Below are 12,511 nucleotides of genomic sequence, written 5' to 3'. Positions count from 1 at the left end.
TCGCCGGACATCCGGCGGCCTGTGGACAACTCTCACCTTACTCGAACGGCCTGTGGACAACGTGCTGGCGTGATTCGCCGTGTGCGCTCACGCTGGGCACATGAGCGAGACGCTGCTGGTCCTGACCGGCGAGGTGCTGCAGGGTGACGTCGCCCGTTGCGGGGCGGCCGCCGGGTACCGGATCGTGGTCGGCGACCCGGCGCGCTGCCGGCACGACTGGCTGCGGGCCGGTGCGGTGGTGGTCGACGGCGACGCCCTCGGGCGGCTCACCGAATCCCGGTTGCCCGCGCGGCCCGGGGTACTGGTGGTGTCCGGGTCGGGAACCGACGCGCGCACCTGGCGCACCGGACTGGCGGCGGGTGCGCAGGGCGGATACGTGCTGCCCGACGACGAGGCCGCGCTCGTCGCGGCGCTCTCGGCGGTCCGGCAGCCGCGGCGCGGTGCGGCACCGTCGGTCGCGCTGGTCGGCGGTCACGGCGGGGCAGGGGTGAGCACGATGGCGGTGGTGCTGGCGCAGTGCGCCAGCCGGTCGGGAAGTCCGGTCCTTCTGCTCGACGCCGAGCCCGGCGGCGCGGGCCTGGACCTGCTGCTCGGCGCCGAAGACACCCCGGGGCTGCGCTGGGGTGACATCACCGGGGAGACCGGCAGCATCGCCGGACAGGCGCTGTCGGCGGCGCTCCCGCGATGCGGCGCACGTCTGAGATTCTTGACGTCCCGGCGTGACGACGGCACACCGTTATCCGCGGAGACGGTGCTGACGGTCGTCGACGCCGCGCGCGCCCACGGCGACACGGTGATCGCCGACGCGGGCCGCGCCGTCGACGCGGCCGCGCTCGGTGTGCTCGACTCGGCCGACCTGGCGGTGGTGATGACCACCGCTTCGGTCCCCGCCGTGGCGGCCACCCGTAAGCTCGTCGCCCGCGCTCGACTCGGCGGCCAGGCGAGGCTGCTCGTCCGAGGCCCCGCGCCCGGTGGACTGTCCGCCGGGCAGGTGGCCGAGGCCGTCGGACTGCCGCTGCTCGCCGCGCTGCGGAGCCGCCGGGCACTGGCGCGATCCGGTGAGGAGGGCGGACTCCGGCCCGGCCGGCGGGGCCCGGAGACGGTGGCCGCCCGCGCCGTACTGGACGCCCTCGCCGGCCCACGGGGAGGACGACGATGACCGCCACCCGTCAACGGCATGCCGATCTGCTCGCCCGGGTCCGTGAACGGCTCGCCGCGCACGCCGCCGAACCGGACGCCGAGACCATCGCCGACGCCGTGCGCGCCGAATCGGGTGGCCTGCTCTCGGACACCGATCTCCTCGCGGCTCTGCGGTATCTGCAGACCGAGCTGGTCGGCGCCGGGCCGCTGGAGACGCTGCTGGCCGACCCGGCGGTCACCGACATCCTGGTCACCGCGCCGGACCGGGTCTGGGTGGAGCGGGGCCGTGGACTGGAACCGGCTGCGGTCGCCTTCGACGACGAGGCCGGTGTCCGGCGCCTGGCGGTGCGGCTCGCCCTCGGCGCCGGGCGCCGCCTGGACGACGCGCAGCCGTGGGTCGACGGTCGCCTCTCCGGGGTGGGCAGGCACGGCTACGCGGTGCGGCTGCACGCGATGATCCCGCCCCTGGCCGTCGACGGGACGTGTATCTCGCTCCGCGTGCTGCGCAGCGTCACCAAGGATTTCGCCGCCATGACCGGTGACGGATCGATCCCGCGACAAGCGCGGGATCTGCTGCTCTCGGTGGTCGCGCGGCGTCGCAGCTTCCTGGTGATCGGCGGCACCGGGGCAGGCAAGACCACGCTGCTGAACGCCCTTCTGGGACAAGTGGATCCGGGTGAACGGATGATCCTGGTCGAGGATGCGCCGGAACTGGATCCGCAGCATCCGCACGTGGTGCGACTGGTGGCCCGGGCGCCCAACGTAGAGGGCATCGGCGAGGTCTCGGTGCGGGCGCTGGTCCGCCAGGCGCTGCGGATGCGGCCCGACCGGATCGTCGTCGGAGAGGTGCGCGGTGCCGAGGTGATCGATCTCCTGACGGCGCTGAACACCGGCCACGAGGGCTGTGCCGGAACCTTGCACGCCAACTCGATCGCCGAGGTGCCCGCGCGGATGGAAGCCCTGGCTGCGCTCGGCGGCATCGGCCGGAGCGCGTTGCAGAGTCAGTTGGCGGCGGCCCTCGACGTGGTGATCGGTGTCGAACGACGTCCCGGTGGCGACCGGCGGCTCGTAGAGATCGGTGCGGTGGAGCGTGCCGGTGGCGGCGAGGTGTCGATCCGGCCGCTGTGGACCAGGGGTGACCGGTGACCGCGCCGGGACTCGCCGTGGCGGTGCTGCTGTGCGCTGCCGCCCTCCTGGCGTGGCCGTCGGGCCGGCCGGTTCACCGGTTGCATGCTCTGAGCGGGGGCCCGGGGAGCCGGCGCTGGACGGTGCCGCGCCGGCCGCTCGTGTTCGCGGCCGTGCCGGTGGCCGGCGCCCTCGCCGGGATCGGTCCGGCGATCGCGTCGGGAATCGTGGTGGCCCTGTGGTTCTCGCGGAGTCGCCGGGCGGCGTCGGCCGCCGCGCGGGCGGTGCGGGACGACGACCTCATGCGCGCGCTCACGGTGGTGTCCGCCGAACTCTCGGTCGGCGCGCCGATGGTGCGGGCGTGCCGGGCCGCGGCAGCGGAGGTGGCGAGCGCCGACAGCGGCGTCGCCGCGGAGCTGGCGCGAGTCGCCGGACACGTCGAACTCGGCGGAGAACCCGATGCCGTCGCCGGAGCAGACGATGCCGAATTGCGGAGGCTCGGGGAGGCGTGGGCGACGTCGGTGCGCCACGGCGTACCGATGGCGGCGCTCACCGACGCGATGCGCCGGGATCTGTCGGAACGCAAGGACTTCGGTGCGCGAACGCAGGCGTCGCTGGCCGGCCCGCGGGCGACGGCGACGGTGCTCGCCGTGCTGCCGGTGCTCGGCTTGGGTCTCGGTGAGCTGATGGGTGCGCATCCGGTCGGGGTTCTTCTCGGTACGCCGCTGGGCTCGATCCTGCTGGTGGTCGGCGTCGGGCTCGCGGCTGCCGGGCTGCTGTGGGTCGACGGGATCGTGGCGAAGGTGCTCCGGTGAGTGCGGCGCTGGTGCTGGTGGCGATCGCCGCGCTGCTGTGGCCGGGTCCGGAGCGGGCACTCGCCCGGATCGGGGCGGGACGTCGTCCTTCTCGGGCCGCGTCCGGCGTCGTTCCGCGGGTTCGGGGCGGGACGCGGCCGCCGGAGCCGGATCCGTTCGAGGTGGCCGCCGGGTACGACCTGCTCGCCGTCTGCCTGCGCGCCGGCCTTCCGGTGGCGACCGCGGTGGCCGTGGCCGCGGCTCACGCGCCGCCGCCGCTGGCGTCCGATCTCGCCCAGGCTGCCGAGTTGCTGGCGCTGGGTGCCGACCCGGAGACCGCCTGGGCGACACCGGAGCGCGAGGGTGCCCGGCCTCGCGCTCCGGACGAGCACTTCCGCGAACTGGCCACGCTGGCGCGCCGCGCCTCCCGCGCGGGATCGTCGATGGCCGACGGGGTCGCGGCCCTCGCCGAGGCCACCCGCGAGCAGGCCCGGACCCGGGCGCTGGCCCGCGCCGAACGCGCGGGGGTGGCCATCAGCGGGCCGCTCGGGCTCTGCTTTCTTCCGGCTTTCGTCTGTCTGGGGATCGTGCCGGTGGTGGTCGGTCTGGCGTCGGGCATGTTCGGCGGGTCGTAGTGGGGTTAGGGCTGCAACGATCGCAGTCGGCCGACATCGAGGGTGTGGTCGACGGCGACGAGGTCCACCTGGCGCTCGGTGAGGCCGGCCGGCCCGGCGGTCCGCTGCGCTTCGGCGAGGGTGAGCGTGCGCGTCGGAACGGTCAGCAGGCCCGCCGCCTCGGCGTCCGACACCAGCTCGCGGATCGGCCGGGGCTTGTCGTCGGCGACGTTGAGCACGCTCGTTCGCAGGCGGGCGGGGAAGGGCTCGGTGAGGAGTCCGGCGACGAGGGCCGCGAGTGCGGTCACCGAGACGGTCGACTGGAGGGCGGCTCCGTCGTCGACCAGCGCGTCGAGGGCAGCGGTGATGCGGGCCAGCCCGGTCAGGAAGCTCTTCGGTCCGGGGCCGTGGATGAACCCGGGCCGCAGCACCAGGCCGCCGGCGTCGATCACGAGGTCCTCGGCGGCGACCCGGCTGCGGCTGAGTTCGGTGACCGGTGCGACGGGCGCGGTCTCCGGCCGGTCGCGGAACGGTCCGGGGCCGTAGACGCCGATGGTGCTGAGATAGAGCAGCGAATCGATGCCGAGGTCATGCGCGACGGCGGTGAGACTCGCGGTGCCGTCGCGGTTGGTGCTCCATGCGAGGACCGGGTCGGAACCGGTGTACGACGCCGCATGGACGATCCCGTCGACGCCGGTCAGTGCGGCCGTGAGAGCGGAGCGGTCGCCGACGTCCACGGCGAGCGAACGCAGATGGGGTGCGTGGCGCGAAGCGGGTGTCCGGGAGAGTGCGCGGACCGCGAACCCGCGCCGGAGGCACTGGTCGACGATGTGCGCACCGCAGAATCCGGTGGCGCCGAGCACGGCGATCGTGCGGGTCGGCGCGCCGTCTGCGGTCCACTTATGCTGATGCCCGGCCGGTTTGACTACCGTGGTGTTCAACTGGACTTGATCCTTACATGGGAGCGGAGGGAGAGCTGGTGGCCGAGCTGAAGCAGGCACGGGCGATCGCGACACACGAGCGCATCCTGCGGGGTGCGGCGTCGGCGTTCGCCGTCGGCGGGTACGACCGGGCGAATCTGAACGACATCATCGCCGCGACGGGCATGACCCGCGGTGCGCTGTATTTCCACTTCAAATCGAAGGAAGAGCTCGCAGCGGAGGTGATGGCCCGTCAGCACCAGGCGTCGATCGGTGCCGTCGAGTCGATCGCGGCGACGGGGGCGCCCGCGCTGGCGCAGATCGTGATGCTGTGCCATGAGATGGGCAGGCAGATCGTGGAGGACCCGATCGTCGAGGGTGGTATCCGGCTGACGCTGGAGCTGAGTTCCGGTCCGGGACCGGACGGCCCGTACAAGGACTGGATCGAGGCTTGCCGGGTCCTGACCGTACAGGCGATCAACGAGGGCGACATGCTGTCGACGATCGTGCCGGCGGACTTCGCCGAGTACGTGATCTCGTCGTTCACCGGTGTGCAGATGGTCGCCAACGTGCTGACGCGGCGGACCGACCTGCAACGGCGCATCGACCAGATGTGGGGGATTCTGCTTCCCGGAATCATGCGCCCGGACAGCACCAATCCGCGCAGCGAGATCCAGGATGCCCGCTGGACGCCCCCGGGGGAGCCGGTCAGCGAGCACTGACCCGGACGTCGGCGTCCGCGACGTGGCGATCGCGCTGACGGCACGTCACCGTCGCTCGGGTGGGGCTCCCGTTCGGGGTGACCGCGACGGCGACCGGTTCGTCGAGTTCGGCGAACCGCTGGAATCGGGCGTCGAACGACTCGAGGGACGCGGACGGATCGTCCGACGCCAGGCGCACGGCCTGGCGGATGCCTTCCAGTAAGAGCATGCCCGGGACGTGGTCGCAGCCGTGGTCGAACAGCACCGGATGGGACGGGTCGACGCGCAGCCTCCACGAGTCGGCGCCGGGCGCGTCACCGAGCACCACGTCCGCCGGATCGAGTACGCCGACGCTGCCCGGCGCCACCGGAGTGACACTGGGCGGCGTACCGACGGTACGCGGCACCGCGCCGCGCCAGCGGAGCCGTTCGTAGCCGGTGGCGTCGAAGATCTTCGTGTCGCCCGACCCGGTGGCGATCACCTGGCCGTCGCGCACGAACGTGAGCTGCGCGGTGAGACCCGCGACCTCCGGCCCGCGGTACTCGACCTGCCGGGCGTCGAACCGTACGTGCAGTTCAGCGGGTGATTCCCCGACATTCAGGCCGTGCGGCCACCGCGGAACGCGTAGTCCGAGGGCCTGCATGGTGAACTTCGAGGCCGGCGGCACGTCGTAGAAGGAGTGCGCGACGGCGATCACCGACTGGCGGAGGACCTCGGCCAGCAGCAAGGTGTCGTACCGGCCGCCGATCGGGCGGTAGAACGCGTGTCGGCGAGGCAGCTGAGCGGCGAGTTCGAAGGTGTCGTCGCCGGTCGTGACGAGGTCGGTCAGAAACACCTCGGCGACCGACGCCCGGTGCACGAGCGCGCGGTCGACGGTCTGATCGAACCGGAGCGCCCTTCCGGGGCCGCAGCTACCGGAAATTCTGTTTCTCACGGTGCTCACCGGGTACGTGTAGCACAGACGGCGCTCGGACTTGCACTGGATTCGCGGCTGCGGTCGAAAGGTCCCGTTCGGACAGTGACGATCTGTCCTGTCCCGAGGGAATCGGAGTACCGAGATGCGAGAAACACGTACTTTCAGACAAACCAATAGATGTGTTTTTAAATCTCTAGGTGCACGTGGCATCGTTCGCGAAAGTGCTGTCGATGGTGCCGCCAGCGATCGGTCCGGCGGCCAGCTCGGGACACGAGGTGGGCTACGGTCGGCTGTCGGACGGGCCGATCATGTGGCGCGCGGCGTCCCCGGTGCCCGGCCGCGTGCCGTCCGACTCGCATTGCCGACGACTCCGGCGCCGGCTCTTGTCGCGATTCCGGCTCACGAGTAATAGTCGACATATGAGGCGAATCGCAGCGGTACTCATGGTGGTCCTGGTCGCGGCGTTCCTGGCTGGGTGTTCGGGCTCCGGCAAGGACAGCGGTGGCGATCGGACCGGCGCGGTCTCGACGGTCACCGAGATCGTGACGGCAGGTCCGTCGTCGGACACCGCGGCACCGACCGAGACCACGACCGTCACCGGGCAGAATCCGGCGACGACGGTTCCGACGCAGGCCACGCCGACGGCGCAGCCGATGCAGCCCACCAAGTACCTCGGGAGGTGGGCCGGGCACACCCGAAGTGTCGAACTGCGCGCGGACGGCACGGGTGAGGTCTCGCTGTTCAGCGGCGCGGCGGACGGCACCGTCTGGAACGTCACCTGGTCAGGGAACGACTCGCAGATCCAGGTCACCATGGTCAGCAAGAAGAGTGTCTACGGCGACGGTGCCCCGCTCTATACGGAGGGGCAGACCGTCGAGGGGCACCTCGAATCGCAGGCCGGCGGGCAGGTGCTGATGCTCGGCGGCAACTCATATTGTGACTCAGTCTCCGGCCAGGCCGGCTACTGCGGGGCCTGACCTCGTCGTACTCGCGCGTAGCCGACGCCGCTGAGGCACCATGCACTCATGGACCCATCGGCAACCCTCTCCGACGACGCCGCAGGCACTCCTCCCGATCGTGAAGTGCATCCTCGATTCCCGAGTGGCGCAACGGCATTCCGGACGTATGAGAGCGGGATCGAGCAGCGGGCCGTCGACGAGATGTTCCGGCCCGACGGCACCGTGCGCCCGCCGTACCGCGGGATCGCCGCCGCCATCAAGACACTCGACCCGGCGGATCTGAAGATCCGGCTCGACGCGCTCGACCGGGCGTTCATCGACCAGGGCGTCACCTTCTCCCTCTCCGGACAGGAGCGGCCGTTCCCGCTCGACCCGGTACCGCGCGTGATCAGCGCCGCCGAGTGGGCACGGCTGGAAGCCGGTATCGCGCAACGGGTCCGGGCGCTGGAGATGTTCCTCGACGACGTCTACGGCGAGCAGCGGATCCTCGACGACGAGATCGTGCCGCGCCGCCTCATCTATTCGTGTGAGCACTTCCACCGGCAGGCCGCAGGGATCCGCCCGCCGAACGGGGTGCGCATCCATGTCGCCGGGATCGACCTGATCCGCGACGAGAACGGCGAGTTCCGGGTCCTGGAAGACAATGTGCGCTCGCCGTCCGGGGTGTCGTATGTGATCGAGAACCGGCGGACCATGGCCCGGGTCTTCCCCGACCTCTTCGCGAGCCACCGGGTGCGCGCCGTCCGCGACTATCCGAGCCAACTGCTGAGCGCGCTCCGCGCGTCTGCGCCCGGCAACGTCGGCGACCCGACCGTCGTCGTCCTCACCCCGGGCGTCGCGAACTCCGCGTACTTCGAACACTCCTTGCTCGCCCGCCAGATGGGTGTTGAGCTGGTCGAGGGCCGCGACCTGTTCTGCCGCGACAACGTGGTCTACATGCGCACGACCGACGGCGAGGCGCGGGTCGACGTGATCTACCGCCGCATCGACGACGCCTTCCTGGACCCGATGCAGTTCCGCCCGGACTCCATGCTCGGCGTCGCCGGCCTGGTCAACGCCGCCCGGGCGGGCAACGTGGTGATCTCCAGCGCGGTCGGCAACGGCGTCGCCGACGACAAACTCGTCTACACCTACGTGCCGGAGATCATCCGCTACTACCTGGATGAGGAGCCGCTGATCGGCAACGTCGAGACGCTGCGCTGCTGGCTGGCCGATGAGCGGGAAGAGGCCATCCGGCGGATCGACGAGCTGGTGGTGAAGCCGGTCGAGGGCAGCGGCGGCTACGGCATCGTCTTCGGCCCGAGCGCCACCAAGGCCGAGCTCCGGACCCTCAAGGCGCAGATCCGGGAGAATCCGCGCGGCTGGATCGCCCAGCCGCTGATCAATCTCTCCACCAATCCGACCGTCGCGGGCTCGCAGTTGAAACCCCGCCACGTCGACCTGCGGCCGTTCGCTGTGAACGACGGCGAATCGATCTGGGTGCTCCCGGGCGGGCTCACCCGCGTCGCGCTGACCGAGGGCTCGCTGGTGGTGAACTCGTCGCAGGGCGGCGGATCCAAGGACACCTGGGTGCTGGCGGCACGCAGTTCCAGCGACCCGGCCGAAGTGGCGGAGTCGCGGGTCGTCGCCGATCTGCCGCAGTCGCCGCGGCCGACGATGGCGCCGAGCACGGCGTCGACCACCGATCAGCAACAACAGCAGCAACAGGGCCGGACGACGGCCCCGGCGACGGGGAGGTGACGGTCCGATGATGCTCGCACGCAACGCGGATTCGCTGTTCTGGGTGGGGCGGTACGTGGAACGCGCGGACGACATGGCGCGAATCCTCGACGTCGCCGTCCAGCAGCTCCTCGAGGACCCGACGGTCGACACCGACCACACCGTCCGCCAGGTGATGGCCGTCCTCGGCTTCGCACCGCCGGACACCGGCGAACCCATGACGGTGTGGACGCTCGCGGAGGCCGTCGCCTACGACCGCGGAGCCGAATGCTCGATCGTCGGCCTGGTGAAGGCCGCCCGCGAGAACGCGCGCGGGGCGCGCGAGGTGACGTCGAGCGAGATGTGGGAATGCCTCAACGCCACCTACAACGAGGTGCCGTCGGTGATCCGGCGGGCGCGCAAACTCGGCCCGCACCACTTCCTGTCGTACATCAAGGCGCGGGCCGCCATGTTCGCCGGGCTCACCGATGCGACGCTGAGCCACGACGACGGCTACAGCTATCTGCTGCTCGGCCGGTCGATCGAGCGCATCGACATGATCGTCCGGATGCTGCACTCGCGGTCCGGAGACCTCGCCGCGTCGCCGTCGTGGATCGGCGTGCTGATCGCCGCCGGCGCGCAGGACACCTACGTGCGCGCCTATCGCGGGGCCGTCGACGCCGACAGCGTCGTCCGGTTCATGCTGCTCGACCGGCTCTTCCCGCGGTCGGTGTTCTACACGCTGCTCGTCGCCGAATCGCATCTCGCCGCGCTCGACCACCGGCCCAACCGCGTCGGCCAGCAGTCGCGGGCGCTGACGCTCCTCGGGCGGGCGCGGAGCCGACTCGAATTCATCGACCCGGATTCGATGGTCGAGGACCTCACCGACCACCTGCGCGAGCTGCAGGTCATGTGCCAGGCCGTCACCGACTCGATCGCCGAGGAGCACTTCCACATCGAGCCGTACGTATCGTGGACCGGTGCGAGTCTGACCGAACTGGCCGATCGAAAGGAAGCCCAGTGAGCGCCCGGTTGCGAGTGGTCCACACGACCGGATTCACCTACGCGGGCCCGGCGACGTCGTCGTTCAACGAGGCCCGCATCACGCCGCGCTCGGACAGCCGGCAGACGGTGATTCTGGATCACGTCGACACCTCGCCGTCGGCGCGGCTGTACCGCTACACCGACTACTGGGGGTCGTTGGTGACGGCGTTCGATCTGCACGCCCCGCACGACAGCCTGGAAGTGACCGGAACCGCCGTGGTGGAAGTGGACGACGAAGCGCGTTCCGCCGACGCCGCCGCGGCCACGTGGGAACTCCTCGCCAGCGACGACGTACTCGACGAACACGACGAATGGCTCGGTGCCAGCGACTACGCGCCGATCCGGCCCAAGCTGTCGGAGTTCGCACGCGAGGCCGCCGCCGGACTCTCGCCGGTGCTGGCCGCGGAGGCGGTGGTGGCCGGTGTTCACGGCGCCATGCAGTACGAGCCCGGCACGACGGAGGTGCATTCGACGGCCCGCGACGCCTGGCGGCAGCGGCGCGGCGTCTGCCAGGACTACGCGCACATCACCCTGTCGATGCTGCGGAGCCTGGGGATTCCCGCGCGGTACGTGTCGGGCTACCTGCATCCCAAGGCGTCGGCGGCGATCGGTGAGACCGTCGAGGGCGAGTCGCACGCCTGGGTCGAGGTGTGGACCGGCGGATGGTGGGGCATCGACCCGACCAACAACACGGCGATCACCGACCGGCACGTGACCGTCGGAATCGGTCGTGACTACGCCGACGTTACGCCGATCAAGGGGATCTACGCCGGTGGCGGCGGCGAGTCGGACCTGGAAGTGAGTGTCCGGATCACCCGGCTCGCGTGAGGTCGGTCCCGGTGGCGGAGAGTCGTGGGCGGAGTGTCGTGGGCCGAGTGTCGTGGAACCGGATCGACGCTCCCGCGGCCGGCTCGCGCGCAGCCGCTCGCGGAATGGACGGCGAGCCACTGTGAATGTGGAGCAATTCCCATTTCGATCGTCTCCCGATATCCTGCCGTTCGCTACGCGTCTGGACGCGAAACGTCGCCCTAACCACACGGTCCCGGAAAAGGGGATGAGCAGAAGTGCCGCCAGCCACAACATAATGCTCAGTGTCCGACGCTCGGTGATCACCACTCCGATGGCCGCGGCGATCGCGAGAACGATCGACATGCCGCCAAGCACCCAGGCAAGATCCGCCCGGTCTGGTACCACTTCTTTCTTTCTGTGGTCACGCGACAGCGATAGAGACGCCGCGTTACTTGCGGAATACGCGGACTGTCACGTAAATGATCGAAGCCAGGATGCCCAGAAACACGATCAAGCCGATGACATCCGCCGTCGTCGGTATCAAGGGGTTCATGTGGTCTCCTCACGCCATCGCTCGCTGACGACGGCTCGCCTCGGTGCGCCCGGATCGGTGCCCGGAGCAACGGTAGGGCAGCGCGGCGAGCGATGATGCGACGAGCTGGCATAGCCGCAGGTCAGAGGCCATCGATGGCTTTCTGGTCCAGAATTCCGTGAGCGAGAAGTACCTGAACCTGCCGGGTGCTCATCGGTCCGCGGCATCAGTATCCCCGCTGACGTTGTTGGACGGCCGTCCCCGGAGACTTCGCTTCTGCAACTGTCCAGACAACGGTTAGCACGGTTGCGGGAATCCAAATCAAGAGTATGTCCGCAGCGTAGGCGATCGCCAGATCCAGATTGTAGTGGTTGAAGTCATCGGGGTGCCCTCGGTAGGCGAGTGCGATCTTCAGGATCTGTAGGGGAACCGCGGCCGTGAGGAGAATTGCGGTCGCCCACTTCTTCGATGAGGCCGACACTGCACAGGCGACTATGGCAAGGAGAATCATCACGCTTATCGCGCTGGTGTGCAGTGTGAGAGACTCGCGGGCGGGGAAGCTCCACAACCTTGATGTGACGTCGATAGCCAGGCCCGCAGAGGTTGCTCCGACGGCGATGAAGGCTCGCGAACGCCGGCTCATGAGTGCATCCCGCAGATCTTCCACGATCCATCCACCGTTTGGAGCGTGGCAGACATGAAGACACGATGCCTTGCGTCGAGGCCGGCGGCTCCCTTTTCGTACTGGAGTTGAATGCTTGCGGTCGCGAATTCCTTGAGCGTCTTAATGTGATCGACGGCTATTACCTGGCCGCTCCCGCGCTCGCGGCGGTCTGCCGCTGATTCCACGGCGAATGCTTTGGCGTCCGCCTCGGCCAACTCAGACCCGAGCTGACCGCATGATATTGATTCCAAATGCGTCAGGTCGCCGGTGTTGTAGTCCTCGATGGCGGCCCGGGTCACCTGCTCGATGCCGGCCCGTGCCGAATCGGGCGAGGCGGATGCGCTCTGCGCAACCTCGTTCGAGGACTGGTCGGGACCCGAGCATCCAGGGAAGTAGTGCCCCATAAGGTGGTGTAACTCGGTGGCCGAGATCGTCTCCGACTTCGTGTCGGGACGGACGTAGAGCGGCCACCGTGTGATCCTTCGAGTCAACCGTCTAAAGAATCCTCGAACGGAGTCATCACGATGACCGCACCTCATATTGTCGACCCTGCAGGCCTGCTTGGCCAAGCCCTCGCCGACGCGTCACCGGATCTGATGCGCGAGCTGCTGCAAA

Annotated in this window: 13 protein-coding genes; 9 read left to right on the top strand and 4 right to left on the bottom strand. The window is 69.8% G+C overall.

Translation table 11 applies throughout. The features are described 5' to 3' along the window. Window positions 1–100: 100 nt before the first annotated feature. From ssd to ACSEEN_RS08055, 4 genes are read left to right on the top strand one after another with little or no spacing between them, the layout of a single operon-like run. Entirely contained in the window at window positions 101–1,159 is a 1,059-nt protein-coding gene (ssd, locus tag ACSEEN_RS08070) for a septum site-determining protein Ssd (RefSeq protein ID WP_440712883.1), read from the top strand. Next, a complete protein-coding gene (locus ACSEEN_RS08065; protein ID WP_247865960.1) occupies window positions 1,156–2,286 on the top strand; it encodes a TadA family conjugal transfer-associated ATPase in 1,131 nt (376 codons plus the stop codon). The genes ssd and ACSEEN_RS08065 overlap by 4 nt, the downstream gene beginning before the upstream one ends. Beyond that, window positions 2,283–3,080, top strand: coding sequence for a type II secretion system F family protein (locus ACSEEN_RS08060; RefSeq protein ID WP_440712882.1), 798 nt, complete (start codon window positions 2,283–2,285; stop codon window positions 3,078–3,080). Before ACSEEN_RS08065 ends, ACSEEN_RS08060 begins: the two co-directional genes overlap by 4 nt. Further along, window positions 3,077–3,694: a type II secretion system F family protein gene (locus tag ACSEEN_RS08055; RefSeq protein WP_440712881.1), complete on the top strand. Its 618-nt coding sequence runs from the start codon at window positions 3,077–3,079 to the stop codon at window positions 3,692–3,694. Before ACSEEN_RS08060 ends, ACSEEN_RS08055 begins: the two co-directional genes overlap by 4 nt. A 5-nt stretch (window positions 3,695–3,699) precedes the next feature. Here the strand turns inward: ACSEEN_RS08055 and ACSEEN_RS08050 are convergent, their stop codons facing one another. After that, window positions 3,700–4,614, bottom strand: a complete 915-nt coding sequence (locus ACSEEN_RS08050; protein WP_440712880.1) for an NAD-dependent epimerase/dehydratase family protein — start codon at window positions 4,612–4,614, stop codon at window positions 3,700–3,702. A gap of 38 nt (window positions 4,615–4,652) precedes the next feature. Here ACSEEN_RS08050 and ACSEEN_RS08045 point away from each other — a divergent pair, with 38 nt between their 5' ends. Further along, entirely contained in the window at window positions 4,653–5,315 is a 663-nt protein-coding gene (locus ACSEEN_RS08045) for a ScbR family autoregulator-binding transcription factor (RefSeq protein WP_440712879.1), read from the top strand. Here the strand turns inward: ACSEEN_RS08045 and ACSEEN_RS08040 are convergent. Further along, entirely contained in the window at window positions 5,302–6,237 is a 936-nt protein-coding gene (locus tag ACSEEN_RS08040) for a ScbA/BarX family gamma-butyrolactone biosynthesis protein (protein ID WP_440712878.1), read from the bottom strand. The genes ACSEEN_RS08045 and ACSEEN_RS08040 overlap by 14 nt on opposite strands. 392 nt (window positions 6,238–6,629) lie before the next feature. Here ACSEEN_RS08040 and ACSEEN_RS08035 point away from each other — a divergent pair, with 392 nt between their 5' ends. From ACSEEN_RS08035 to ACSEEN_RS08020, 4 genes are read left to right on the top strand one after another with little or no spacing between them, the layout of a single operon-like run. After that, window positions 6,630–7,187 (top strand): hypothetical protein, encoded by a 558-nt coding sequence (locus tag ACSEEN_RS08035; RefSeq protein ID WP_440712877.1) that lies wholly within the window; start codon window positions 6,630–6,632, stop codon window positions 7,185–7,187. Between the two features lie 48 nt (window positions 7,188–7,235). Beyond that, window positions 7,236–8,909, top strand: coding sequence for a circularly permuted type 2 ATP-grasp protein (locus ACSEEN_RS08030; RefSeq protein WP_247865973.1), 1,674 nt, complete (start codon window positions 7,236–7,238; stop codon window positions 8,907–8,909). Window positions 8,910–8,916: 7 nt separating this feature from the next. Further along, window positions 8,917–9,891 (top strand): alpha-E domain-containing protein, encoded by a 975-nt coding sequence (locus ACSEEN_RS08025; protein ID WP_298446490.1) that lies wholly within the window; start codon window positions 8,917–8,919, stop codon window positions 9,889–9,891. Further along, the gene (locus ACSEEN_RS08020; protein WP_247865976.1) at window positions 9,888–10,739 is read left to right on the top strand and encodes a transglutaminase family protein; all 852 of its coding nucleotides are present in this window, start codon (window positions 9,888–9,890) and stop codon (window positions 10,737–10,739) included. Before ACSEEN_RS08025 ends, ACSEEN_RS08020 begins: the two co-directional genes overlap by 4 nt. A gap of 719 nt (window positions 10,740–11,458) precedes the next feature. Here the strand turns inward: ACSEEN_RS08020 and ACSEEN_RS08015 are convergent. Continuing rightward, window positions 11,459–11,899: a hypothetical protein gene (locus tag ACSEEN_RS08015; RefSeq protein WP_440712876.1), complete on the bottom strand. Its 441-nt coding sequence runs from the start codon at window positions 11,897–11,899 to the stop codon at window positions 11,459–11,461. Continuing rightward, on the bottom strand, window positions 11,872–12,300 hold the full coding sequence (locus tag ACSEEN_RS08010) for an Rv0361 family membrane protein (protein ID WP_440712875.1): 429 nt from the start codon (window positions 12,298–12,300) through the stop codon (window positions 11,872–11,874). The genes ACSEEN_RS08015 and ACSEEN_RS08010 overlap by 28 nt, the downstream gene beginning before the upstream one ends. Window positions 12,301–12,511: the final 211 nt, after the last annotated feature.

The organism is Gordonia marina (assembly GCF_052036135.1).
In the GTDB taxonomy this organism is placed as follows: domain Bacteria; phylum Actinomycetota; class Actinomycetes; order Mycobacteriales; family Mycobacteriaceae; genus Gordonia.
The sequence above is the reverse complement of the archived record's forward strand: the minus strand, read 5'-3'. Positions and strand labels throughout refer to the sequence as shown.

Excerpts from the sequence above, each read along its gene's own strand:
- ACSEEN_RS08010 (WP_440712875.1), bottom strand. The coding sequence starts at position 12,300 with ATGGGGCACTACTTCCCTGGATGCTCGGGTCCCGACCAGTCCTCGAAC.
- ssd (WP_440712883.1), top strand. The coding sequence starts at position 101 with ATGAGCGAGACGCTGCTGGTCCTGACCGGCGAGGTGCTGCAGGGTGAC.
- ACSEEN_RS08025 (WP_298446490.1), top strand. The coding sequence starts at position 8,917 with ATGATGCTCGCACGCAACGCGGATTCGCTGTTCTGGGTGGGGCGGTAC.
- ACSEEN_RS08035 (WP_440712877.1), top strand. The coding sequence starts at position 6,630 with ATGAGGCGAATCGCAGCGGTACTCATGGTGGTCCTGGTCGCGGCGTTC.
- ACSEEN_RS08065 (WP_247865960.1), top strand. The coding sequence starts at position 1,156 with ATGACCGCCACCCGTCAACGGCATGCCGATCTGCTCGCCCGGGTCCGT.
- ACSEEN_RS08030 (WP_247865973.1), top strand. The coding sequence starts at position 7,236 with ATGGACCCATCGGCAACCCTCTCCGACGACGCCGCAGGCACTCCTCCC.